Source organism: Variovorax sp. Soil_C_26 (genome assembly GCF_057657075.1).
This window is the reverse complement of sequence record NZ_JBDGJC010000004.1, coordinates 237847-261784: the sequence shown is the minus strand read 5'-3', so window position 1 is coordinate 261784 and position 23938 is coordinate 237847. Positions and strand designations below refer to the sequence as shown.

Sequence of the window (23938 nt, the reverse complement as noted above, 5' to 3'; positions counted from 1 at the left end):
ATGCATATGGCTCGTTCAGCTCCCTTTCGCCTGCACCACATCCAGCTCCTGCAGGTCGTCCTGCAGTCGACGACGATGACGGAGGCCGCCAACCGGCTGCACATTTCGCAGCCTGCGGTGAGCAAGCAGCTCAAGCAGCTCCAGGAGGACGTCGGGTTTGCTCTGTTCGAGCGCCAAGGCCACCGCCTGCAGGCAACGTTCGAGGCGCGGGCACTCCTCGACCAGGTGAATCGCGTGGGGGCTTCTCTCCAGGTGCTCAATCAACTGGCGACAGACATGCGAACGGCCCATCAAGGCCACCTGCAGATCGGTTGCATCGGGGCCGCCGCCGATCTCTTGTTGCCACGCGCGCTGAGCCAGACGTTCGGGCCGCAGTCGCGGCTGCTGTGCACCGTCGAAACCGGCAACACGGCCCAGGTGCTCGAGTGGGTGGACACACAGCAAGTAGATCTAGGCATCGCCATGAAGGTGCGCGATGTGGGGCATCGCTCCTTTGAGCCACTCGGTCCTCTGCGGCTTGCGTGCCTCATGCCGGCGGGCCATCCTCTGGCCAAACGCCGCCGCATTCGCCTGAAGGATCTGGCAACCGAATCGGTGATCGCCCTGAAGCTGCCCAGCCTGGTCGATTCTCAGGAGGCGGCGCAGTTCGACATCGCCCAGGACATCACCGTGCACATGCAGGTCGACTCATCGCGCATCGCAGGGCGCATGGTGGAGGCGGGCTTGGGTATTGCGGTGTTGGAAGACCTGAGCGCGGCCCACTATGGACGTGGAGAGTTGGTCTGCCGCCCACTCGAACACCCATTCCGCACGGAACTCGGCATGTACCGGCCCGCCTATCGCCCGCGAAACACCGCGGTGGAAGATCTGGTTCGCGCACTCGGCGACAGCATCAGGACACGCAACGCACCGAAACGCCCCGGCGCACCCTAAACCACCCCACACGCACGCAGGCGCCCGAGCTCCTCACTGCCGACGCCCAGCGCGCCATACACCACTTCGTTGTCCTGCCCCGTCCGCGGCCCCACCGCCGGCGGCGCAACGGCCGCGCGGCCCACGAAGCGCGGCACGGCCGCGGGCGCCGGGATCGCGCCCAGTTCCGGGTCCTGCAGTTCGACAAACGCCTCGCGTGCGCGGAAATGCGGGTCGTCCATGACGTCCGCGATCGAATAGACCTTGCTGAAGGGCACATCGTGGCGCTCGAGCTGTGCCGAGAGCGCCTCGAGCGAATGGCCCGCGGTCCACGCACCGACGATGTCGTCGATCTCGACGTGGTGCCGCGTGCGCTGCACGTTGGTGGCAAAGCGCGGATCGACCGCGAGCCCAGGCTGTTCCATCGCGGCGCACAGCCGCACGAAGATCGGATCGGAGGAGCCGACCAGCGTGATCCAGGCGCCGTCTGCCGTGCGGTAGACGTTCGACGGCGCGGTGTAGCTGGCGCGCGAGCCGGTGCGTTCGCGCGCGCTGCCCGAGAAGCGGTATTCGGCCGCGAGCGGGTCCAGCAGGCGCAGCAGCGCCTCGGTGGCCGAGAGGTCGATCTCGGCGCCACGCTGCGCCTCGCGCGGCAGCCCATTGCGCTCGGCCAGCGCGGTGCTGATCGCGAAGGCGCCGAACAGGCCGGCGATCGCATCGCCGAGCGGATAGTTCATGTGCTGCGGCGGCCCGCCGGCTTCGCCAGTCAGGTGCGTGAAGCCGCTCATGGCCTCGAAGATGCGCGCGAAGCCGGGCTTGCGCGCATTGGGCCCGGTCTGGCCGAAGCCCGTGAGGCGCAGCACGATGAGACGCGGGTTGTGCGCATGCAGCGTCGCGAGGTCGAGGCCCCACGCATCGAGCGTGCCGGTGCGGAAGTTCTCCACCAGCACGTCGAAGCCGTCGACCAGGCGCAGGAACAGCGCGCGCCCCTCGGGCTTGCGCACGTCGAGCGAGATGCCGCGCTTGCCGCGGTTGGCCGTCTTCCAGAACAGCGCGTGGCCCTCGTGCACCGGCGCGAGCCCGCGCAGCGCGTCGTTGCCTTGCGGCAATTCGAGCTTGACGACTTCGGCGCCCATGTCGCCGCACAGCGTGGCCGAGAAGGGCGCGGCGAGCACCGTGGCCATATCGAGGATGCGCACGCCCGCGAGCGGCAGGCCTTGTCGGGGCGCGTTCATCAGTTGCTGCTCAGGTCGATGGTCTTGAGCACCGGGTCCCAGGTGCGGCTGTCGGTCTTGATGCGCTCGCTCCAGGCCCCGAGGCTCGGGTCCAGCGTGGTGGCGCCGAGCTTGGCCAGCTTCTCCTTCATCGCCGGCGTGGCGAGCACCTTCGCGAGCGCCTGGTTCAGCGTGTCGACCACGTTCTTCGGCGTGCCCTTGGGTGCCGCCAGGCCCATCCAGAGGCCTGCGTCCATGCCCGGAAGGCCGAGCTCGGCGAAGGTGGGAACGTCGGGCACGGCCGTCGAGCGGGCTTTGCCGGTCTGCGCAAGGATGCGGATCTGCCCGCCCTGCATGTAGGGCAGCGTGCCGCCCAGGTTGTTGCACATCACCGGAATGTGGCCGGCCATCACGTCGTTGACCGCCGGTGCATTGCCCTTGTAGGGCACGTGCTGCATCTTGATCTTGGCCTGGTGGTTCACCATTTCGCAGACCAGGTGCGACGGCGTCGCGACACCGGCCGAGCCGAACGACAGCGCGTTGGATTTGGACTTGCCCGCCGCAACCAGTTCGGGCAGCGTTTTGTAGGGCGTCTTGGCATTCACCGCGATCACGTTGGACAGGTCGGCCACCAGGCCCACGCCCGTGAAGTCGTCGGCCAGGTTCGCCTTGAGGTTCTTGTGCACGTACGGCAGGAACACGTTCGTGAGCCCGGCCATCAGCAGCGTGTAGCCGTCGGGCGATGCCTTGGCCACGAACTCCGAACCGATCAGGCTGCCGGCGCCCGGCTTGTTCTCGACCACGATCTGCTGGCCGAGCGCGGCACCGAGGTCCACCGCCAGCACGCGCGCCACCAGGTCGGTGCTGCCCGCGGCGGCGAAGGGCACGATGAGCTTGATCGGCTGGTCGGGGTAGGCGGCGTGGGCCGCGGAGGCCGCGAAGGCGGCGGCCGCAAGCGCGGTAGCGAGGCGAAGAGAAGTGCTGGCAGTCATTGGATGTCCCCTGGTGTGTTGGAAAGATGAAGAAAACGGCGCCCGAGCGTGGCCCGGTGCACCTCGGAGGCGCCGTCGTAGATGCGGAATGGGCGCAGTTCGCGCAGGATCAGCGCCACGGGAGCGTCCTCGCACATGCCCAGCGCGCCCATCAACTGCGCCGCGCGGTCGGCCACGCGGTACAGCGCCTCCGAGACGAAGACCTTCGCCATTGCTGATTCGGTCTTCACGGAAACGCCCGCATCCATGCGCGTCGCGCAGTCGAGCGTCAGCAGCCGGCTCGCATGCAGGTCGATGTGGCAGTCGGCCACCATCGCCTGCACCTGCTGGAGGTCGGCGAGCCGGTCGCCGAAGGCGCTGCGCGCGTTCACATAAACCTCGGCGAGTTCGAGCGCGCGGCGCGCACGCCCGATCAGCCGCATGCAGTGCGACACGCGCGCAGGCTCCAGGCGCTGTTGCGCATGGGCCAGGCCTTGGCCGACCTGGCCCAGCACCGCATCGTGCGGCACCAGGCAGTCGACAAGCTCGATCTCGCCATGCCCGCCGATCGCATAGGGGTCGATCGCAGCGATCGCGCGCTGCAGCCGGAAGCCCGGGTTCGCGCATTCGACGATGAACTGCGTCGGGCCGTCGTCGGTCTGCGCGAGCACCACCGCGAAGCGCGCGCCGACCGCGCCGGTGATGAACCACTTGTGGCCGTCGATCACCCAGCCCTCTGCCGTGCGCCGTGCCCGCGTGCGCAGCATCGAAGGATCGGAGCCCGCGCCGGGCGCCGGCTCGGTCATCGCGAAGCACGAACGCAGTTCGCCTGCCGCGAGCGGACCGAGCCACGCCTGCTGCTGCGCCGCCGTGCCCAGGTTCAGCAGGCTGATCATGTTCGGCTGGTCTGGCGCCGCGCAGTTGAGCGCACCGGGGCCCAGGTAGCTGCGGCCGGCTTCTTCGAGCACCACGCTGCGCGCGACCCAGCTCAGGCCGAGGCCGCCGTGCTCGGGCGGCAGCTGGGGCAGGTAGAGGCCATGCGAGCGCGCCAGCGGCCGCAGCACGGCAAGCGCGGCATCGAGCGCCGCGGGGTCGTGCACGTGGCCGCGCTGCTCGAGCGGGATCACCTGCGTGTCGACGAAGGCGCGCACGCGCAGCCGCAGTGCCGCCAGCGCCTCGTCGCGCTCGACGTCGAGCAGGTTCATTGCGCGGCCGCCTTCTTCTCGTGCTCGCGCAGCGTGAGCTTGGCGATGTTGAGCTGATGGATCTGGCTCGTGCCTTCGTACAGGCGGAACAGCCGCACGTCGCGGTAGTAGCGCTCGATGGGGCTGAAGTCGGCCACGTAGCCTGCGCCGCCGAACATCTGCACGCAGCGGTCGGCCACGCGGCCGCACATCTCGGAGGCGAAGTACTTGCACATCGAGGCCGACAGCGCCACGTCCTCGCCGCGATCGCGCGCCCGCGCGGCCTCGAGGATCATTGCGCGCGCAGCAAAAATCTCGGTGCGGCAGTCGGCGATCATGGCCTGCACCAGCTGAAAGTTCGCCACCGGCTGGCCGAACTGCGAACGCCGCGCGGTGTGAGCGACGGCCAGGTCGAGCATGCGGATTGCCGGCCCCGTGCACAGCGCCGCCAGGTGCAGCCGCTGCTTGTTGAGCACCTTCATTACGGTGCGGAAGCCCACGCCCTCCTGCTCGCCGATCACATGGCTCGCCGGGACGCGGCAGTTCTCGAAATGCACGTCGGACACCGGCGAACCCGCCTGGCCCATCTTGCGGTAGGGCTCGCCGGTGCGCAGGCCCGGTCCGCGCTCCACCAGAAAGGCGGTCAGCCCGGCATGGCCCTGGGTGCCTTCCTCCGTGCGCGCGATCACGGTGAACAGGTCGGCCAGCGGCGCATTGGTGATGAAGCGCTTGGTGCCGTCGAGCACGTAGTGGTCGCCCTCGCGTCGCGCGGTGGTGTGGATGTTGGTGGCTTCGGAGCCGGCCTCGGGCTCGGTCAGCGCGAGGCATCCGGTGAGTTCGCCGCTGGCCATGCGCGGCAGCCACTTCGCCTTCTGCTGCGGCGTGCCATCGGCCACCAGCGCCTCGGAGCCGATGCCGGTGTTGGTGCCCACGCGGGCGCGCAGCGCGACCGAGGCCTGCGACAGCTCCATCGCGCACAGCACCAGTTCCTCGGTGGTCAGGCCGAGGCCGCCGTGTTCTGCGGGAATGCTCCAGCCGAAGTAGCCCTTACGGCGCAGCAGGTCGACCGTGGCCGGCGGAATCTCGCCGCGCTGCTCCACCTCGTCTTCGAGCGGATGCCAGGTGGTGCGCACGAAAGTGCGGATGTCGTCGAGGAGGGTGTCGAGTCGGGTGGTGTCGCGGATCATGCGGCGGACTGTAGGCCGCAGGTTTGCATCGGCGAACACGCGTTTCGAATATTGGAACGACGATGCGCAAACGTGCCCCGACGTGGAGAATGCGCAGCATGCGTGCCGCCCGACCCCTCCACCAGCTGAAGAACCAGCAGGACCTGCGCCGCGTGCGCGCCGACGATCCCGACTTTTCGGGCACGCTGGCCAAGGGACTCATGATCCTGCAGAGCTTTGTCAGGGACCCGCGCGCGCATGCCAACAGCGAGTTCGCCGAGCGGCTCGGCATTCCGCGGCCCACCGTCAGCCGCCTCTGCCGCAGTCTGCAGGCGCTGGGCTTCCTCGACCACGACGAGCGCCTCGACCGCTACTTCATCGGGCCCGCGGCGGTGACGCTGGGCTATCCCTACGTCATCAACACGCCACTGCTGGCGCAGTTGCGCCCCGCGATGCAGTCGATGGCCGAGCGCTTCGAGGGCGCCGTCTCAGTGGGCGTCACCATGGACCTCGACGTGGTGTACGTGGAAACGTGTGCGCAGGAGCACGGCACGCTCAAGCGCCCCGGCGTGGGCGCGGTGCGCGGCATCGTCGAGACCGCCATGGGCCGGGCCTGGCTGGCGCAGTTGTCGCCGGCCGAGCGCAACCGGTTCCTTGCGCGCGCCAAGCGCGAGCGTGCCGACGAATACGTGCGCTGCACCGAGGGCCTGGCGGCCAGCCTCGCCAACTACGAGAAGCGCGGCTTCTCGATCAACATGGGCGATGCGGGGCTCGGCGTGCTCGCGGTCGGGGTTGCCTCGGGCATTCGCTACGGCCCGCGAAGGTTGCTGTTCAACTGCGCCGTCCCGGGCTACCGCGCCAAGGCCGCCGACCTGCTGAAGACCATCGGGCCCGCGCTGGTGCAGCTGGTCAACATGGCGGGCCGGCAGGGCGCCTGACCTGCAACGCCGGTCAGTCCACGCTGACCCGCATGCCGAGCAGCATCTGCGCCATGCCCTTGCCCATCGGGTCGGGCCGCAGCGAACTCGGTCCACCGCCGTCAAGTGCCTCCGTCAACAGGAAATTGAAGGCATGCAGGCCCGGCACCTCGTAGCGCGTGACGCTGCCCTTGACGAGGTGGGCGAGGTGCGCGCGCACCCGCTCGGGCGTGAGCTCGCGGCGCAGAATCGCCACGTCTTCGGGACGGCGCGCGATCACGGCGATGTTCGAGGTGTCGCCCTTGTCGCCGGAGCGCCCGTGGGCCAGTGAGATCAGCGCCGCGGTGCGCGCGCCCGGCCGCGGCATGGGCGCCGCATCGTCGGGTTCCGCACGCGGGACATGGCCGGGTGCCGGCACGGCCTGGCCATCGCAGGGAATCTCGATCGTCTCCTCGACTCCCGCGATCACCACGCGCGGCGCGGGCAACCTGTGCTTCGCCACCAGGCAGGAGAAAAGCCGAAAGCGCGGCTCGACGGCTGCGCGGCCGTTGAGGGTCAGGGCGCTGCCGCTGGTGGTGCCCGGCGCGAAGGACACGCCCGGCGCGCGCGCCTCGCGTGAAAAGATGTCCAGCGCCTCGGCACGCGCATGGGTCACGGCCACGCGCGCGACCGCCTCGCGCGGCGCGCCCGCCGCGGCGTGCGGACCGTAGCTGTCTTCCGCGCCGAGCACGGACACATGCGTCTTGTCGAAATCGCCCAGAGCCTTCTCCTGCAGCAGCGTGTGCACGCGCGCCAGCAGCGCCTCGCCGGTGCGGCGCGCCTTGGGCACCGCATCGATGCCGAACACCGACACCTGTGCCGTGCAGCGCCAGCCCTGCTGCCAGGTGGCCGACAGCTTGTAGGTCGGCGGCGGTGCCATGCCGCGCGCGCCCGTCACGTGCACCCGGTCGCGGCCTGCGGCCACGGCCGTGACCTGCGTGAAATCGCACACCACGTCGGGCAGCACGTAGCGCGACGGATCGCCCACTTCGTAGAGGATCTGCTCGCTCACCGTGGCCGGGGTCACGCACCCGCCCGTGCCCGGCGGCTTGGCGACGACGAAGCTGCCGTCGGCACTGCATTCGACGTAGGGATAGCCGATGTTCTCCCAGTCCGGCACCTCGGCCCAGTCGGTGAAGATGCCGCCGGTGGCCTGCGCGCCGCACTCGAGGAGGTGGCCGGCCAGCGAGCCCGCCGCCAGTCGGTCGTAGGCATCGGCGGTCCAGCCGAATTCATGCATCAGCACGCCGAGCGTGGTGGCGCTGTCGACGATGCGCCCGGTCACCACGATGTCCGCGCCGAGGCCGAGCGCGCGCGCGATCGGCAGTGCGCCCAGGTAGACGTTGGCGCTGTCGATGCCCGCGGGCATCGGGGTGCCTGCATAGAAGTCGAGGGTGCCTTCTTCGGCCAGCGCCGGCAGCAGCGGCAGGCTGTCGTCGCCTTCGATGAAGGCGACGCGCGGCGTGCAACCCAGTTCGCTGGCAAGGGCCTCGATGGCTGCCGCGCAGCCGCGCGGATTGAGCCCGCCGGCATTCGCCACCAGGCGGATGCCGCGCCGCATGCACTGCGGCAGGATCTCGCGCAGCGTGACCTCGACGAAGTCGGTGGCGTAGCCGAGTGCGGCATCGCGCTTGCGCGCCTGCGCGAAGCTCGACAGCGTCATCTCCGCGAGATAGTCGAACACGAGGTACTGCATGCCCTCGACGCTGGCGAGCTGGCGCGGCCCGATGATGCTGTCGCCGATGAAGGCACAGGCACCGCCGATCTTCACGGTGCGGGGTGTGGTTGTCATTGTTGGCGGTCCCTAGTCGAGCGTGATGGCGAGTTGCCGGATCACCTCGCCGTTGACCTTGGCCTCCGTGGCGATGAAGCGTGCGAGCGCTGCCGGCGTGCCGCCCACGGGCTCGGTGCTGATGGCCGCCAGCCGCGCGCGCAGGTCGTCGCCCTTCATCACGGCAGCGATCTCGGCGGCCAGCCGTTCGACGATGGCCGGCGGCGTGCGCGCCGGCGCGAGCACGCCGGCCCAGGCATAGGTCGCGAGCTCGGGATGGCCGAGCTCCTTGAGGCTCGGCACCTCGGGCAGCAGCGGCGAGCGCTCATGCCCCGTCACCGCGAGCGCCGCAAGCCGGCCCTGGCGGATGTGCGGGCCCATGGCCGAGATTGCGTCGAACATGAAGCCGACGCGCCCGCTCACGAGGTCGGTGGTCGCGTCGCTCGTGCCCTTGTAGGGCACATGCATGGCGCCCTTCATCGCGGTGGCGCGCGCGAAGCGTTCGCCCAGCAGGTGCGCGGCCGAGCCGACACCGCTGCTGGCGAAGCTCAGCGGTGCGCCCGCGTCGCGGCCGGCGCGCACCAGGTCGTCGAGCGTGCGGATGCCGGGGCGCGCGGTCACCAGCACCAGCGAGGTCCGCGTCAACTGCGAGACCGGCGCGAGGTCGGCGGGCCGGTACGGCAGGTTGCGGTAGAGCGACTGGTTGTTGGCATAGGCACCGATCGCCACCAGCAGCGTGTAGCCATCGGGAGCGGCCTTGGCCACGAGGTCGGTGCCCAGGATGCTGTTGGCGCCGGGCTTGTTGTCGATCACGATCGGCTGGCCCAGCCGCGCCGACAGCGCCTTCATCACGTCGCGCGCAATGATGTCGGTGTTGCCGCCGGCGGGGTAGGGCACCACCACGCGGATCGGGCGGCTGGGGTAGGCGTCCTGCGCGCTGGCCGTGGCGGCGCCGAGCAAGCCCGCGATGGCGAGGCTGGCCACGCGCAGCGCGGTCCGCGCCCGGTGAGCGAATGTCGGCATGTCTCTTGTCTCCGTTTGTTGTCGTCGTGCTGTCCGCATCGATTATGGAAATCGCGCGCGGCTGCAGCCAGTCCTATCATGGGGTTTTGCGATAACGGTTTGGAATCGCGCCATGCTGCTCAAGGACCTCCAGTCGTTCAGGATCGCCGCCGATTTCGGCAACCTGCACAGCGCCGCCGATGCGCTGGGCGTGACCCAGCCCGCGCTCTCCAAAGCGATCCAGCGGCTGGAGACCTCGCTCGGCGTGCGGCTGTTCGAGCGCACGCCGCGCGGCGTGGCGCTCACGGCCATCGGCCAGGCGCTGTATGCGCGCAACCTCCAGCTAGGGCAACTGGTCGACGACATCCACAACGAGGTGCAGGACCTGAAGACCGGGCAATCGGGCGAGCTTCGCATCGGCACCGTGCCGGCGATCGTCGAGTCGGTCATGACGCCGGTGCTTGCGTCCTTCCTCGGTGCGGCGCGCGATGTGCGATTCCAGGCGCATGTGCAGCTCAGCGGCGTGCTGATGCACCAGCTCGAGACGGGCCTGCTCGACTTCGCGGTGGCGGCGATGCAGCCCGAGACCCCGGCGGCGCTGTCGTGCGTGCTGCTCGGCGAGCAGCAGTCGTTCGTGGTCGCACGCAAGGGCCATCCGCTGCTGCGCCGGCCCTTCACGCTGCGCGACATGGCGGCGCAGCCGTGGGTGCTGCCGCCACCGAACATCGCGCTGCGCGCCTGGGTCGCGTCGATGTTCGATGAAGCGGGCATCGCCATGCCGGCTGCGTTCCTGCAGGCCGATGCATCGCCGGCCGTGTTTGCGCCGCTGGTGCGCGCAAGCAACCTGCTGACCGTGATGACGGCCGACTCGCTGGGCGCAAGCACCGGCGCCGGCCTGAGCGCCTTGCCGGCCCCGGCGCCGGTGTGGACGCTGCAGATCGGCCTGTTCTGGCGGCGCAATGCCTACTTCTCGTCGCTGATGCGGGACTTTCGCGACAAGGTGATCGAGGTATTCAGCGCGCGCGATGCGCAACTGCATCGGCGGCCGGCGCGCTGAGCGCCGGGCCCATGGCGCCGTGGCGCATCACCGCGAGCGCCTGATAGCGCGTGGTGACGCGCAGCTTGGCGTAGATGTTGCGCAGGTGCCATTTCACGGTTTCGCCCGACATGCCCAGCGCCCGCGCGATCTCCTTGTTGGGCAACGCCAGCGCGAGCTGCTGCATCACCTCCGCCTCGCGCGCGCTGAGTGCTTCGGGCGCCGCCGGCGCAGGGGCCAGGCCGGGCTTGCCGAGCGCGGCGCCGGCCAGCGGGCCCTGCCCGGCCGCCGCGCGCATCCGATCGGCATGGAACGAGAGCAAGGTGTCTTCCCTGGCCAGCGAGAGTGCGCCGTCGAGCAGTTCGCACACCGACGGATGCGCATCGAGCACGCTGCGCACCAGGCCGAGCCGTTGCGCGAGCCTGAGTCCCCGGAGTGCGCTCGCGGAGGCAAACTCGCCTTCGCCGAGCGCTTGCGCAACAGCCGCACGCTGGAACAGAAGCGCGGCGACGCGGCGCTGGCGGCCACGCGCCTCGCAGAGCGCGATCAGCGCATCGATCCGCCCTCGCGCGATTTCCAGCCGGCCCGCGTAGATGTGCGCGAGGATCTCCGCCCGCCGGGCGACGATGGCGATCTCGCTCAGCGCCGTGCTGTCGCTGCGTTCATGCAGCGCATGCAACTGTGCGATCTCGTCCCAGGTCGCATGCGCCTGCGCGGTCTCGTGCCGCGCCAGCTGCAGGCGCATGCGCTCGAGCAAGGCATAGCAGAGCAGCCGGTCGAGCCGCCGCGCGCGCGCATACATGCGCAACCCTTCGGCCACGCGCAACGCCGTGTCAAGCTGTCCCAGCACGGCATGGGAACGGCAGATGCCGAGCATGACGCGCAGCAGCGGATCGGGCAGCGAGTGGGTCATCAGCTCCGGCAGCCTCGCCTCCAGGGCCAGCACGCCCGCGAGATCGTTGATCTCATAAAGGGTCTCGCCGAGCAGGCCGATGGCGAGCACCTTCGGATCCAGGAACGCGCGGCCGCCAGGCTCCGCCTCGCGAAGCACCTCGCGATAGACATGCTCGGCCTTGCTCATGTGGCCCTCGAGTGCAAAGCTCAGGCCTTCCAGGCACCGGCCGCTGAGCGTGCCGAACAGCGTGCCGTGCGGTGCTTCGCGATGGCCGGCCGATCGTTGAAGGCGGCGGGCGTCCGCGTACTGGTTGCGGTAGATGCGAATCCACGACCAGACGTTGCGCTCGCCCGCGAGCGTGATCGGGTCGACGCGCAGGTCCTTGGTGCGCCGGGGCGCGCCGCGCAGCGCCGACTGCGCCGCATCGATGTCGTCCCGGAACATGGCGAGCCATCCGCGCAGAACGCACATGCGCCGCCGGGTGGTCGAATCGGCCGCACCGACATCGCCGTCGAGCGCGGCGAGCATGGCCTCGCAGGCGTCGAAGCGCTGCTCGGTCAGCGCGAGCAGCGCCACCCACAGCCGAAGCTGTGGCCGGTGGCGGGCTGCGGAGGCCGGCACGAGGCGAACCAGTTCAGCCAGTGCATCGTGCCGGCCCGACTGGAAGAGGGCGCCGGCCCAGGTCTCGACAAGGTCGGCTGCCCGGGCCAGGTCGCGACCCGCCACGGCTTGGCGGACCGCGTCCGCAGGGCGGCCTTGCGCGGCAAGGTACAGGCTCGCGATGCCATGCCAATGGCGGCGCTTCAACGCCTTCAGGCGTGCGAACCGGCGTTGGAGGACCGTGGCCATCATGGGATGAAAGCGCCACCAGCCGTCCGGCGAAGCCGCGTCGAGAAAGCCTGTGCGTGCGAGGCGATGGAGGAATTCGAGGGCTTCGGGCATCGACATGCCACCGGCCGCTGCGACAAGGCCCACATCGAAGGCCGCCGTGGCCGAGAGCACCGCCACGGTCCTGCGCTGGGCTTCGGTCCAGTCGGAGAAAACCTGCGTTTCCAGGCAGTGCGCGGCAGCTTCCGGCACGAGGTCGGCCGCTTCGCCCGACCGGGCGCCGCGCTGCAGCGCTTCGCAACTTGCCACCAGGCCCAGCGTCCAGCCGCGGCTAGCCTGCTGCAGGGCCGGGGCTTCGGTGTCGTAGCCCAGTCGGGACTGGACCAGCGCGTGGGCCTCGTCGTCGGACCAGCGCAGATCCGCCGCGCCGAGTTCGAGCAGCTGCCCGTGCATGCGCAAGCGCTCCAGGGGCAGCGCGAGGCCGTTGCGTGAAGCGAAGACGCATTGCAGTCGAGGCGGGGCGTAGTCGAGCAGCGGCTGCAGCGCGAGCAGCACCGAGGCGTCCGGGACGTGATCGAGGTGATCGATGACCAGAACCACCGGCTTCAGCGACGCGGCGGCATGGCGCATCGCCGTCACGGCGACGTCCATCAGTTCGGAGAACGCGTCCCTGCTGCGCGCGCGCCGCCGCGGCGGCGGCGCCGGCCAGCACGGAAACTGCTCGGCACAGCGCGCGGCCATTTCAGCCGCCAGGCCGCGCGCGCTCGCGGCATCGACCCAGACCACCGTGCGTTGCGTGCGCAGCTGGCGTGACCACGCCGCCAGCAGCGCGGTCTTGCCGCTGCCGGCGGGCGCGGCGAGCACCACGCAGCGCCTGTCCTGCGCGCGCCGCAGCGCTTCGAACAGACGTGGCCGCGCGAAATGGGTCTCGGTGGTGTCGGGATGAACGGTCTTTCGCACGGCAAGGATTGTACGGATCCGGTGCTAACCCGACCCCCCGAAACGGGGGGGGCGCCGTGACGAAGGCAGCGCAAGAATCGGCACACAAGGACCATGCAACTGCAGGAGACATCGATTGAACCATCCACTCATCACGCGGCGTGGGGCCAACGCAATCGCGCTGGCCTGGCTGGCCGGCGCCGCGCTGCCTTCGCACGCGGCCGCCTATCCGGACCGCCCGGTAAAGATCGTCCTGGGCTTTGCGCCCGGCGGCGCGACCGACGGCCTCGCCCGTGTGCTGGCGCGCAAGCTCGGCGAGCGCATGGGCCAGCAGTTCGTCGTCGACAACAAGCCGGGTGCGGCCACCCGCATCGGCATGGAATTCATGCAGAAGGCACCGCCCGACGGCTACACGCTCGGCCTGGCCACGGCCGTGACCACCACGTTTCCGCTGATGTTCGAGAACCTGGCATTCGCGCCCGGCAAGGACTTCGTTGCGATCAGCATGCTGGGCCGTGCACCCACCTTCCTCATGGTGCGCCACGACCTGCCGGCCAAGGACTATGCCGGGTTCGTGGCCCTCGGCAAGAAGACCGGCCAGCTCACGCTGGGCCATCCGGGAAACGGAAGCAATCCGCACATCGCCGGCCTGGCGCTCGCGCGCGCCGCGGGCATGCCGGTCGTCGCCGTGCCGTACAAGGGAACGCAGCCCACGGCCACGGCAGTGGGCGCGGGCGAGGTCGATTTCGCGATGATGGAATATGCCGTGGCGCGGCCGATGCTGGAAGCCGGCAAGGTGCGCCTGTTGGCGGTCACGGAGCCGGCGCGATCGCGCATCCGGCCCGAGGTGCCGACCGGCCGCGAGGCCGGCATCACGCAGGACATCGAAGGCCTGACCCCGTGGTTCATGCTGCTGGCCCCTGCGGGCACGCCTCCAGCCGTGGTGGATGCGCTCAATCGCCAGGTGCGCGAGGCGCTCGCGGACAAGGAGGTGCGCGAGCAGTTGGCCAACCTCGGCGTGGAGCCCGAATCGAGCACGCCGGGCGAGGCCTCTGCGTACTTCATGGCACAGCGCCAGCGCATCGCCCGCCTGGCCGCCGAGCTCCAGCTCTCGCTGAAGTCCTGAAAGACCGGGAGTGACCGCACCGACCTTCCAGGCGGCATCGCTGCGCGTGAGCGGCGAGGTTGCCGAATTCGTCCACACCCGGCCCGAGGCGCGCAACCCGCTGGGGCAGGCGCTTCGTGAAGACTACGTCCGTCTGCTCGACTGGATGGGTTCCGGCGGCAGGGCGGTCCGTGCGCTGGTGCTGCGCGGCGCCGGCGGCAGCTTCAGCGCCGGCGGCGATGTGCGCGAGATGGCGGCCCGGCTGCAGAACCCGCAGCAGCACACGCCCGAGCAGACCGAGGCGCGCATCGCGTCGGCCAACCGCTGGTTGCAGCAACTGCTCGGGCTCGATGCCGTGGTCATCGCGGCCGTCGACGGCCCGGCGTTCGGCGGGGGCTTCAGCCTCGCGCTGCATGCGGACCTGGTGCTCGCCACGCCACGGGCGCGTTTTTGCATGTCGTTCACGCGCGTCGGCGCGGTGCCCGACTTCGGCGCGCACTGCCTGTTGCCGCGGGTGGTCGGCCTGGGCGTCGCCCGCGACCTGCTGCTCACCGCGCGCTCCATCGATGCCGAAGAGGCCAGGCGCCTGGGCATCGTGCACGCGGTCCATCCGGTCGATCAGCTGCCGGAGTGCGCCCTGGCGGCGGCCCGGCAGCTGGCGCGCGGCCCGCGCGACGTGTTCGCCGCGACCAAGCAGCTGCTGCAGCGCAGCCACGACGCGGACTACCTTGCCCTCGGCGACATGGAGGCGCATGCCCAGGGCCTTGCCATGGCCGCGCCCTATCACCACGACGCGGCCCGCCGCTTTCGCGACAGGCAGCCGCTCGCCTACGACTGGGACCGCGATGCCGCCGCGCCCGGCACCGACAAAAAACGACCAGATGGAACCCCCGCAACGTGATTGACGCTTCTTCCTTCCCTGATTCTTTTTCCCCTTGTGCGCCACGCACCGCACGCGGCGGGCCGCTGGCCGGGCTTCGGGTCATCGACATCGCCACCATCGTGGCGGCACCGACGGCCGCCGCATTGCTCAGCGACTATGGCGCCGACGTCCTGAAGGTCGAGCTGCCGGGCGCAGGCGACGGACTGCGCACCTTCGCCCCGTTCAAGGACGGAAGGTCGCTGTGGTGGAAGGTACTCAACCGCGACAAGCAGCTGGTCTCGCTGGACCTGCGCAAACCGGAGGGCAGGGTGCTGTTCCTGCGCCTGGTCGAGGAGGCCGATGTGCTGGTGGAGAACTTCCGGCCCGGCACGCTCGACGGCTGGGGCCTGGACGCGCAGACGCTGCGCAAGGCGCAGCCGCGGCTCGTGATCCTGCGCGCCACGGCCTTCGGACAGGACGGCCCGTACAAGGACAAGCCGGGCTTTGCGCGCATCTTCGAGGCCATGGGCGGCATGGCCTACATCAGCGGCGAGCCCGACGGAGAGCCGATGCATGTCGGCTATCCCATCGGCGATTCGATCGGCGGCCTCTTCGGTGCGCTCGGCGTCATGTCGTCGCTGTGGAAGCTCGCGCGCGACCCGCTGGCCAAGGGAGAGGACATCGACCTGTCGATGACCGAAGGCGTGCTCAAGCTGCTGGACTTCCTGACGCTCAAGCAGGATCTGCTCGGCACCACGCACGAGCGCTCGGGCAACGTGAGCCAGTACGCGGCGCCCACCGGCGTGTACCGCACGCGCGACGGCCATTGGGTGTCGCTGTCCGGCAGCACCAACGCGCTCTATGCGGCGAACTGCCGGGCCATCGGGCGGCCCGAGCTGATCGACGAACCGCGCTTTCGGCATAACGTGGACCGCTGCGCGCATGCGGGGGAGATCAACGGGATCTTCCGCGACTGGGTTGCGGCGCACGACCTCCACCATGTGCTCGCACGCTTCGAAGCCTGCGGCGGCACGATCGCGCCGGTCTATTCGTCGCAGCAGATCGTGGACGACGCCCAGGTCAAGGCGCGCGGATTCCTGCAGCCGGTCGACGACGAGGACTTCGGACGCGTTCGCATCCCGGGCGTGGTGCCGCGCTTCAGCAACCATCCCTGCACCATCTCGCAGACCGCGCGCGGCATCGGCGCGGACAACGCGGCCGTGTTCAAACGGCGGCTCGGGCTCAGCGACGAGCAGCTCGACCGCCTCGCCGAACAGAGGGTGATCTGATGGAAGCCATCCACAGCCACCGCGAGGGCGGGGTGCTGGTGCTGGAGATCGACCGCATCGCCCGGCGCAACGCCATCGACCTTGCGATGTTCGGTGCGCTGGCCGAGGCCTTGTGCGCCGCGCAGGACCAGGTCGACACCCGCGCCGTGCTCTTGTGCGGCGCGGGCGAGGGCTTCACCGCAGGCCACGACCTGCAGGCCTTTGCGCAGTGGCCGCAGGCCGCGCACGATCCGGTCCCCCGGTTTCTTCATGCGCTCGCCGCGTTGCGCAAGCCGCTGGTGATTGCGGTGCATGGCTTTGCGGTCGGCATCGGTGCGACGGCGCTGCTGCACGCCGACTGGGTGCTCGCCGAGCCCGACGCGGTCTTGCGGTTCCCCTTCGTCGACCTGGGCATCGCGCCCGAGGCCGGCGCGAGCCTGCTGCTGGCGCCGGCCGTCGGAACGCTGCGCGCGCGGCAGTTGCTGCTCGGCGGCGGCCCGATCACCGCGCGCGAGGCCTGCGCCTGGGGACTGGTCACCGAGCTGGTTCCGCGCGCCGAACTCCGTGGCGCCGCCATGGCGCGCGCGCGCGAGCTCGCGGACAAGCCGCAGGGCATGGTCAGGCGCATCAAGGACTGGCTCGCGCCGGCGGATGCGCTGCATGCGCGGATCGACGAGGAGATCGAAGCCATCAACCAGGCCGTGCGCGAGCGCCGGCCGTCATCCGTGTCCCATCCATGAAGCAGGCCCACATCGTCTACTGCCATCCCGAGCCGAAATCGTTCGTCCACGCGATGAGCCGCACCGCGCGCGATGCGCTCGAGCGCTCCGGCTGGTCCGTGACGCAATCGGATCTCTATGCCAAGGGCTTCAATCCCGTGGCCGGGGCCGGTGACTTCGAAAACCGCAGCGATCCCTCGCACCTGGTGTATTCGCTCGAGCAGCGCCATGCGCGCGCGCAGGGCACGCTGGCGCCCGACATCGTGGAGGAACTCGAGCCCGTGCTGGCGGCCGACCTGCTCGTGCTCGCCTTTCCGGTTTTCTGGTTCTCGGCGCCCGCGATGCTGAAGGGATGGTTCGACCGCGTGCTGTTGTCGGGCACCTTCTATGGCGGGCGGCGCGTGTACGACCGTGCGGGCATGGCGGGCCGACGCGCGATGGTTCTGACCTCGCTCGGTGGAAGGGCGCACATGTTCGGCACCGATGCGGTCCACGGCGAGCTGCCGATGGGCATGCTGCGGCATGTGATGCAGGGAACGCTGGGCTATGTCGGGTATTCGGTGCTCGAGCCCTTCATCGCCTACCACGTGCCCTACGTGAGCGACGAGGAGCGCCGGCAGATGCTGTCGTCGCTCGATGCGGCCGTGGCCAATCTGGCCGAGCGGCCATTGCTCTCGATGCCCTCGCTGGAAAGTTTCGACGAGCAGTTCCGCCCGATAGGCAGCGGCCAGTTGCCCGGGGTGTAGTGGGGCAGCGCCGTGCGCAGATGGCGCGCTGGCTGCGCGCCGGCTCCGACGCCGCCAGGTGAAGGGCACCTACGATGCGACCGTGCGCTGCTGGCCAAGCTCCCGGCTTCCGATAGCACCGCCGGGGGAGACTGCATGAAGACCAGCGCCAGCACACCACACACTGCCGCAGAGAACGCGCTGCTGGTCTGTCCGGGCTGGGACGACCATGGCAGGCCGCAGTACGAGAAGCTCAGGAACGAACTCGCGGGCCGGGGCTGGGCCTGCCGGCGCGCGCGGCTGCCCGACGCCACCTGGCGCGACGAGGAGCGCGCAGGCATCGTGCCGCGCGACAGCCTCGACCAGGTGGTGGAAGACCACGATGCACTGGTGCACGCCATGGACCGCCCGCCGCGCCGCGTCGCGGTGCTCGGCTTCAGCTACGGCGGCTACATGGCCGCACTACTCACTTCGGTGCGGCGCGTCGACCTGCTCGTGCTGCGCTCGCCGGCGCTCTACCCCGACCGCGACTGGACCGAGGAGAAGGAACAACTCGATGCGGCGAAGCTGCGCGACTTCAGGATGCGGCCGCATGCGCCTTCGGACAACCGCGCGCTGGCCTGCTGCGCATCGTTCGAAGGCGATGTGCTGCTTGCCGCGTCCGAGCACGACGAGGTGATCCCACCCCCGGTGATCGAAAGCTACCGCCGCGCCTTCGGCCGTTCCCGTTCGCTGGCCTTCTTCATGGTGCCTGGTGCGGACCACGCGCTCACAGCCGAAAGCCACAAGGCCGCGTACCACCGGCGCGTGGTCGACTGGTTGCAGGCCGTGCCGACCCCGTGAGCGGAATCCGTCCGACACGCCGCCATCGTGTGGCCGGCCAGTGTGGAACGCCTGAGCGGGCAGCGCGCCACGGCCACCGCGCCACGGCCACCGCGCTTACAGCCCGGGCAGCTTGCTGGCCTGCCTGACCCAGTCGGCGAACTGGTCTCCGTCGAACGGCGCGTCCTCATGGATGTCGAGATAGCGAACCTCGGCCTGCTTGGATGTGCCCGGCGGCACCGGGTCGAGCAACGCACCGCGGAAGAACGCCACCTTGAGGTAGCGCGTGAACGCATGGATGCCGAGGAACCAGCCGTTGGCCTCGGTGCCGTAGTGCGGCGAGTTCCACTTGACGGCCTTCTTCACGTCGGGAAGGGTGCGCACGATCACTGCGTCGAGGCGCTCGGCGAGCGGGCGCTTCCAGCTCGGCAGCGCGGCGATGTAGGCCTGCACGGGCGCGTCGCCTTCGCCTTTGGGGATCTGGGGATTGCCGCCCGAGAGCAGGCGCGGCTGGGTGGTCGCTGCGTCGGGCGCCGGCGGCTTTGCGGCGGGCTTCTTGCGTGCGGGATCGGCCATGGTGCTCCTCATGCTTTTGCCGGAACGGGGCGGCAGTTCGGACTGTATCGCTAGCCGCGGCCGAGGGGGTCGGCGGCGATCGCGTGTGCCAGGGCCTCGATGCCCCGTGCGAGCCCATCTTCCGCACGCATGCGCGCGCCCAGCGCCGCCGCGCGTTCGCGCACCTCGGGCTGCTCGGCAAAGGCGATGCCGCGCGCGAGCGCGTCCGCATCGATGCGGCTGCCTGACACCGCCGCAGGCGCCACGCCCGCCAGCGCGAGCCGGTGTGCCCAGAAGAACTGGTCGCCCGCGAACGGCACCACCACCGACGGCACGCCCGCGCGCGCGGCCGAATGCGTGGTGCCCGAGCCGCCGTGATGCACCACCAGCGCCATGCGCGCAAAAAGCCAGTCGTGCGGCGTGTCGCCCACCACATGAAAGTTGGGCGGCAGGCCCTGCGTGTCGAAGCCGCTCCAGCCCGGGTTGAGCACCACGCGCCGCCCCGCGGCCGCGGCCAACACCACCTGGCGCAGGCGGTCCGCGTCGAAGCCCGTCATGCTGCCGAAGCCGATGTAGACCGGCGCTTCGCCCGCGCCGAGAAAGGCGCTCAGCGTCGCGGGCGGCTGCCAGTCGGAACTCGCGGGCGCGAGCCACTGGCCGCAGACCTGCGCATTGGAGGGCCAGTCGGCGGGCCGCGGCAGCAGGCTCGGCGAATAGCCGTAGATCGTCGGATGCGTGGTCCACAGGCGCCGGCGCGGCGGCAGGCCGCAGGCCTCGGCGCGCGCGGCATTCACCGCGGCCCGGAACGACCGCCACAGCATCGTGTTGACGAGGTGGTGGCTGGCGCGGTTGAGGAAGCGCGGCACGCGCGCGGGCGGTATGAAGGGCGTTGCGAACTCGCGCGTGGGCGTGAGCGGGAACATGCCCGCGCCCACGGCCGGCACGCCGAGCGCCTCGGCCGCCGAGAGCCCCACGAAGGCGGCGAGCCCCGAGCAGACCACGGCATCGCAGCCGCGCGCGGTCTCGACCGTCTGGCGGAGCCACGCCGTGGCATGCGTGTTGGCGATCGCGGCCAACGCCTTGGCGGCCGCGCTCGGGCGTTCGCTGTGCGCCACCACGTTCGCGATCGCGCCGCTCGCACCGAGCGCGCCACGGATGTCGCCCGCAAGCGCCTGCGTGCGCACGCCGAGCCGCTGCGCGGCGCCCAGCGTGGCCGCATCGGCCAGCAGCACCGACGCATGGCCGGCCTGGTCGAGCGCATGGCACAGCGCCGCGAGCGGGCGCGCGTCGCCCTCGGTGCCATAGGTGAGCACGGCGATCTTCATGCGGCGCGCCTCCTCTGCGGCGCCTTGGCGGTGCCACGGGCACCGTCGACGAACAGCGCGACGATGGCCTCGAACTCCTCGGCCAGCACCAGCCCCGGCAAGGTCAGCCAGCGCATCAGCGCGCCGAAGTAGAGGTGGTGCAGCAGCGAGGCGAGGTGCTCGGCGGCGAGATCGCTGCGCAGCGTGCCGTCCTCTTGTGCCTGGGCGATCAGCTGCGCGAACAGGCCCGCGAGATCGCGCGGGCGGTCTTCGGTCTTCCCACCGCCTTCGAGCTCGTCCTCGATGTTGAGGAAGCGGAAGCGGAAGTAGTCGAGCAGGTAGGCGCGGTGGCGCTCGGACCACCGGGCCGATGCACCGAGCAGCTCGCGCAGCCGCGGCGCAAAGGCACCCGGCTGCGCCACCACCTCGGCCAGCCGCTCGGTGTCGGCCGCGAGCTGCATGTGCACCCAGTGCGCGAGGATCGCCTCCTTGGTGGCGAAATGGTTGTAGAGGGTGCCCTTGGCCACGTCGGCTGCGAGCGCGATCTGTTCCATCGTGGTGGCGTCGTAGCCGGCGGACTCGAAGAGCCGCATCGCGGTGGCGGCGACATGGTCGAGCGTCTGGGCGCGCCGTCGTTCGCGGCGGCCGGGGAGTTCCGGAGCAGGCAAGAAGGTGGTTCCAAAAAAATTGAACGTCGTACAAGTTTATACGACGTTCGGAATTGTGTTGCAAGGCTTCGCGGGAGCCCCGTCAAAGAGCCCCATGGCAGACCGCCCCGGTGCGAAATATGCATTCGGGGACAATAGACACCGCGCGCCATTCCCTCGCTTCCTTGAATTCCTGTCTCAGAGCCTCCCGTTTTGCTTTTTTCGAACGCGTCCCCCGACTTTCCCGCAGCACAGCCCCATGCGCCCTCCGGCGCCGCCTGCTGATCCCCCGATGCAAGCGATGTTGTCTTCTGCCGGCCCAGTGCTGGTGTTCATGGCCTGCGTGGCGCTGGCCACCTATGCGCAGAACCTCACGGGCTTTGCGTTCAGCCTGATCCTGCTCGGGCTGGTGTCGGTGTTCCATGTCGCGAGCGTGAGCGATGCCGCCAACGCGGCAATGGTGCTGACGCTGACCAACGCCTGGACCTACTTTCGCGCGCGTCCGGGCGTGGTGCCGTGGCGGCTGATGAAGCCGGCGCTCAGCGGCAGCACCGTGGGCGTGCTCGCCGGCCTCATGCTGCTGGCGTGGCTCAGCGGCGGTGCGGTCGACTGGCTGCGCGGGCTGCTGGGCGTTTCGATTCTCGGCTGCGCGCTGCTGCTGATGCTGCAGGCACGGCCGCTGCCCGCGGTGTCGGGGGCTGCAAGCTTCTCGGTGATCGGCGCGCTGTCAGGGCTGCTCGGTGGGCTGTTCTCGAGCTCGGGCCCGCCGATCGTCTTCCACATGTACCGTCAACCACTCGACCGCGAGCTGGTGCGGCGCGGGCTGCTGCTGATGTTCGCGTTCAACTCGCTTGTGCGGCTGGTGGTCGTGGTGGCAACGGGCCACTTCTCTGCGCGCTCGGCGCTGCTCGCGGGCTGCGCGGTGCCGGTGGTCTATGGCGTGACGCGGCTGCACCACCGGCTGCCGAACAAGCTGAATCCGCGCACGCTCAAGTGGATCGTGGGCGGGCTGCTAGGAGTGGCCGGCTCGACGCTGGTCGCCACCTCGTGGATCGCGATCGCGCAGGGCTGAAGCAGCTTGCGCTCAACGGCCGCCGGTGAAGTAGCGTGCCGTCGACATCATCCGGACGCTCTTCGTTGCGTTGACCGACGGGGTGTGCAGCAGGCGCATGTCCATCAGGAACACGTCGCCCGCGCGGCCCGACATCTCGAGGATGCTGAGTCCGCGCTCCTGCAGCCGCGCCTCGAGCGCGTCCGCGGTCTTGAGCAGCGCGCGCAGGTTCGGCGCCTGCGCCTTGTTGCCGGCTGCCTCCCGATGCGAGCCCGCGAGCGCCAGCGTCGCGCCGCCCTGCGGCGCCACGTCGTCGATCAGCACGAAGACCTGGATGCCCGGCAGGCGATCGGGCGGATCGGCCGCCACGTCCACATGCCAGTTCAGCCGGTCGAGTGACCATTGGCCCTGGTGCGGCGGCGAGAGCAGCAGCTGCATGCCGCCCGACGGCGAGAGTGGGCCTTGCGCCAGGCCGCGCAGGATGGCCAGTAGCTCGGGCGTGACCATCGCCTCCTCGAGGCCCGGGATCTTCACCAGCGTGGAAAGCCGCGCGATCTGCTGGAACGGTGTCAGGCCCGCGAGCGGGCTGCCGCCGCGGTGGTGCTTCCGGTCGCTCCCGAGGCCCAGGCGCGAGAGCGCGGCCTGCACCTGGCGGCGCAGCGATGCCATGCGTTTTGCCGGGTGGAAGCCTGCGAGGCGCACATGGCCGTGCGCGTCAAATGCGTCGACGAGCGCCGGCTCGATCATGGCTGCGACGCGGGCGGCATCGGAAGGTCGAAGTGCAGCACGTCCTCGCGCACGCCGAGCTTCGAATACAGCGCGACCGCGGGTTCGTCGGGCGGATCGGCCTGCACGAAGACCACCCAGGCGCCGCGCGACTGGCCGATGCGCTGCAGCGCGCGGATCAGTTCAGTGGCCACGCCCTTGCGCCGGTGCGACTCGGCCACCGCAAGGTCGTAGATGTAGATCTCGCTGCGCTCCTGCTCAAACTTCTTGAGCTCGTAGGCCGCCAGTCCGCCGATCACCTGCTCGCCCTCGCAGGCCGCGAGCGCGATGAAGGCATCGCCCGCGAGCAGCTGCCGAAGGTATTCGGGCCGGGGTCGGCGTGCTGTGTAGGTCTCGGGGTCATCGAAGGCTTGACCGAACATGGTGAGCAGGCCGTTCATCAACCGCTCGTCTTCCGCCGCGAGCTGGCGGACGGTGAAGTGGGGTGTCGTGGACATGGGCGGATGGTAGTGCAGCGGCAGAATGGCGCGCACGTCGGCTCCCCACGGCCGTGGTGCAGTTGGCGCGTGCGTGCTTTCAAAAAAAGCAGCCGGGCGATGAGTCAATCATCCCCGGCTGCTGCAGTTCGTTCTTCGAAGGCATCGCGTTGCGCCTGGCTTCGGCGATGGCCGAGGCTGGCGCTGCGATCCGGGCGGGTAGGCCCTCTTCGACAACGTTTCCCCGCGGGGACAGGCCGATGCGGCCTGTCCCTGGGGGCTGTCGTTCTTCTCCTCTTGTTGTCCTTTCGTCCTTAGCCGAGCAGGCCGTGCAGGATGCTCGACACCGGCGTCAGCACGCTGTTGCCGCCCGCGACCTGATCGACCAGGCTGGTGATCGGGGTCACGGCGTCGGTCAGCGCCGGCGCAGCTTGTTCCACCGTGTCGACCAGACCCGCAACGGTCTCGACCACCGGCGCCAGCGTGGTGCCCGTACCGGCCAGGATGTCGGTCACGGGCTGGGCCACTTCGGAGACGGTGCCGATCACCGGCGCCAGGGTTTCTGCCGCGCTGCCAACCGTGTCGAACACCGGTTCGAGGATGTTGGCCACTGCGCCGCCGCCGAGCAGGTCGCCACCGAGCAGGCCGCCGAGGAGGTCACCACCGAGCAGGCCGCCGACGATGCCGTCTTCGCCAAGCACGCCGCCCAGCAGGTCGCCGCCAAGGAGGTCGCCACCGAGCAGGCCGCCGACGATGCCGTCTTCGCCAAGCACGCCGCCGAGCAGGTCACCGCCGAGGAGGTCG

The 23938-nt window shown here is 70.0% G+C and carries 22 protein-coding genes and 1 pseudogene; 10 read left to right on the top strand and 13 right to left on the bottom strand.

From position 1 onward, the window contains the following. The first annotated feature begins 6 nt into the window (after positions 1–6). The gene (locus AC3A6G_RS13940) at positions 7–933 is read left to right on the top strand and encodes a LysR family transcriptional regulator (protein ID WP_487860320.1); all 927 of its coding nucleotides are present in this window, start codon (positions 7–9) and stop codon (positions 931–933) included. Here the strand turns inward: AC3A6G_RS13940 and AC3A6G_RS13935 are convergent. From AC3A6G_RS13935 to AC3A6G_RS13920, 4 genes are read right to left on the bottom strand one after another with little or no spacing between them, the layout of a single operon-like run. Then, positions 930–2147: a CaiB/BaiF CoA transferase family protein gene (locus tag AC3A6G_RS13935; RefSeq protein WP_487860321.1), complete on the bottom strand. Its 1218-nt coding sequence runs from the start codon at positions 2145–2147 to the stop codon at positions 930–932. The genes AC3A6G_RS13940 and AC3A6G_RS13935 overlap by 4 nt on opposite strands. After that, positions 2147–3118 (bottom strand): Bug family tripartite tricarboxylate transporter substrate binding protein, encoded by a 972-nt coding sequence (locus AC3A6G_RS13930; protein ID WP_487873898.1) that lies wholly within the window; start codon positions 3116–3118, stop codon positions 2147–2149. The genes AC3A6G_RS13935 and AC3A6G_RS13930 overlap by 1 nt, the downstream gene beginning before the upstream one ends. Further along, positions 3115–4302 (bottom strand): acyl-CoA dehydrogenase family protein, encoded by a 1188-nt coding sequence (locus AC3A6G_RS13925; RefSeq protein ID WP_487860323.1) that lies wholly within the window; start codon positions 4300–4302, stop codon positions 3115–3117. Before AC3A6G_RS13925 ends, AC3A6G_RS13930 begins: the two co-directional genes overlap by 4 nt. Then, positions 4299–5468, bottom strand: a complete 1170-nt coding sequence (locus tag AC3A6G_RS13920; RefSeq protein WP_487873897.1) for an acyl-CoA dehydrogenase family protein — start codon at positions 5466–5468, stop codon at positions 4299–4301. The genes AC3A6G_RS13925 and AC3A6G_RS13920 overlap by 4 nt, the downstream gene beginning before the upstream one ends. A gap of 98 nt (positions 5469–5566) precedes the next feature. Here AC3A6G_RS13920 and AC3A6G_RS13915 point away from each other — a divergent pair, with 98 nt between their 5' ends. Then, complete coding sequence (locus AC3A6G_RS13915) at positions 5567–6385, top strand: IclR family transcriptional regulator (RefSeq protein ID WP_487860325.1); 819 nt, start codon at positions 5567–5569, stop codon at positions 6383–6385. A 13-nt stretch (positions 6386–6398) separates the two neighbouring features. Here the strand turns inward: AC3A6G_RS13915 and AC3A6G_RS13910 are convergent, their stop codons facing one another. Continuing rightward, on the bottom strand, positions 6399–8195 hold the full coding sequence (locus AC3A6G_RS13910; protein WP_487860326.1) for an acyclic terpene utilization AtuA family protein: 1797 nt from the start codon (positions 8193–8195) through the stop codon (positions 6399–6401). Positions 8196–8207: 12 nt separating this feature from the next. Next, positions 8208–9197 carry a Bug family tripartite tricarboxylate transporter substrate binding protein gene (locus AC3A6G_RS13905; RefSeq protein WP_487860327.1) on the bottom strand — a complete coding sequence of 330 codons (990 nt, stop codon included), beginning with the start codon at positions 9195–9197 and terminating at the stop codon, positions 8208–8210. A gap of 112 nt (positions 9198–9309) precedes the next feature. Between AC3A6G_RS13905 and AC3A6G_RS13900 the strand changes: the two genes are divergently transcribed. Then, positions 9310–10233, top strand: a complete 924-nt coding sequence (locus AC3A6G_RS13900) for a LysR family transcriptional regulator (protein ID WP_487860328.1) — start codon at positions 9310–9312, stop codon at positions 10231–10233. On the opposite strand, the gene AC3A6G_RS13895 is transcribed toward AC3A6G_RS13900, so the two are convergent. Then, positions 10190–12895 (bottom strand): LuxR C-terminal-related transcriptional regulator, encoded by a 2706-nt coding sequence (locus AC3A6G_RS13895; RefSeq protein ID WP_487873896.1) that lies wholly within the window; start codon positions 12893–12895, stop codon positions 10190–10192. The two genes, AC3A6G_RS13900 and AC3A6G_RS13895, sit on opposite strands and share 44 nt — an antisense overlap. Positions 12896–13010: 115 nt before the next feature. Here AC3A6G_RS13895 and AC3A6G_RS13890 point away from each other — a divergent pair, with 115 nt between their 5' ends. The 6 genes from AC3A6G_RS13890 to AC3A6G_RS13865 all read left to right on the top strand — a co-directional run bounded on the left by AC3A6G_RS13890 (position 13011) and on the right by AC3A6G_RS13865 (position 18396). Continuing rightward, positions 13011–14000: a Bug family tripartite tricarboxylate transporter substrate binding protein gene (locus AC3A6G_RS13890; protein ID WP_487860330.1), complete on the top strand. Its 990-nt coding sequence runs from the start codon at positions 13011–13013 to the stop codon at positions 13998–14000. A 10-nt stretch (positions 14001–14010) separates the two neighbouring features. After that, positions 14011–14880 (top strand): enoyl-CoA hydratase/isomerase family protein, encoded by an 870-nt coding sequence (locus AC3A6G_RS13885; RefSeq protein WP_487860331.1) that lies wholly within the window; start codon positions 14011–14013, stop codon positions 14878–14880. Beyond that, positions 14877–16130: a CaiB/BaiF CoA transferase family protein gene (locus tag AC3A6G_RS13880; protein ID WP_487873895.1), complete on the top strand. Its 1254-nt coding sequence runs from the start codon at positions 14877–14879 to the stop codon at positions 16128–16130. Before AC3A6G_RS13885 ends, AC3A6G_RS13880 begins: the two co-directional genes overlap by 4 nt. Then, complete coding sequence (locus tag AC3A6G_RS13875; RefSeq protein ID WP_487860333.1) at positions 16130–16849, top strand: enoyl-CoA hydratase-related protein; 720 nt, start codon at positions 16130–16132, stop codon at positions 16847–16849. The genes AC3A6G_RS13880 and AC3A6G_RS13875 overlap by 1 nt, the downstream gene beginning before the upstream one ends. Next, positions 16846–17574, top strand: coding sequence for an NAD(P)H-dependent oxidoreductase (locus AC3A6G_RS13870; RefSeq protein WP_487860334.1), 729 nt, complete (start codon positions 16846–16848; stop codon positions 17572–17574). The genes AC3A6G_RS13875 and AC3A6G_RS13870 overlap by 4 nt, the downstream gene beginning before the upstream one ends. 135 nt (positions 17575–17709) lie before the next feature. After that, positions 17710–18396, top strand: coding sequence for an alpha/beta hydrolase (locus tag AC3A6G_RS13865; RefSeq protein WP_487860335.1), 687 nt, complete (start codon positions 17710–17712; stop codon positions 18394–18396). A gap of 96 nt (positions 18397–18492) precedes the next feature. On the opposite strand, the gene AC3A6G_RS13860 is transcribed toward AC3A6G_RS13865, so the two are convergent. The 3 genes from AC3A6G_RS13860 to AC3A6G_RS13850 are packed head-to-tail and all read right to left on the bottom strand — an operon-like array spanning position 18493 to position 20902. Then, a complete protein-coding gene (locus AC3A6G_RS13860; protein WP_487860336.1) occupies positions 18493–18951 on the bottom strand; it encodes a DUF1801 domain-containing protein in 459 nt (152 codons plus the stop codon). Between the two features lie 50 nt (positions 18952–19001). After that, positions 19002–20255 (bottom strand): glycosyltransferase, encoded by a 1254-nt coding sequence (locus AC3A6G_RS13855; RefSeq protein WP_487860337.1) that lies wholly within the window; start codon positions 20253–20255, stop codon positions 19002–19004. Beyond that, a complete protein-coding gene (locus AC3A6G_RS13850; RefSeq protein WP_487860338.1) occupies positions 20252–20902 on the bottom strand; it encodes a TetR/AcrR family transcriptional regulator in 651 nt (216 codons plus the stop codon). Before AC3A6G_RS13850 ends, AC3A6G_RS13855 begins: the two co-directional genes overlap by 4 nt. Positions 20903–21182: 280 nt before the next feature. On the opposite strand from AC3A6G_RS13850, the gene AC3A6G_RS13845 reads away from it, so the two are divergent. Next, positions 21183–21953, top strand: a complete 771-nt coding sequence (locus tag AC3A6G_RS13845; RefSeq protein WP_487860339.1) for a TSUP family transporter — start codon at positions 21183–21185, stop codon at positions 21951–21953. A 12-nt stretch (positions 21954–21965) separates the two neighbouring features. On the opposite strand, the gene AC3A6G_RS13840 is transcribed toward AC3A6G_RS13845, so the two are convergent. From AC3A6G_RS13840 to AC3A6G_RS13830, 3 genes and pseudogenes are all read right to left on the bottom strand, one after another. Continuing rightward, positions 21966–22679: a phytanoyl-CoA dioxygenase family protein gene (locus AC3A6G_RS13840; RefSeq protein WP_487860340.1), complete on the bottom strand. Its 714-nt coding sequence runs from the start codon at positions 22677–22679 to the stop codon at positions 21966–21968. Next, the gene (locus AC3A6G_RS13835) at positions 22676–23155 is read right to left on the bottom strand and encodes an AAC(3)-I family aminoglycoside N-acetyltransferase (protein ID WP_487860341.1); all 480 of its coding nucleotides are present in this window, start codon (positions 23153–23155) and stop codon (positions 22676–22678) included. Before AC3A6G_RS13835 ends, AC3A6G_RS13840 begins: the two co-directional genes overlap by 4 nt. Before the next feature lie 293 nt (positions 23156–23448). After that, positions 23449–23938 (bottom strand): annotated as a pseudogene (locus AC3A6G_RS13830) (hypothetical protein); the annotation flags it as partial.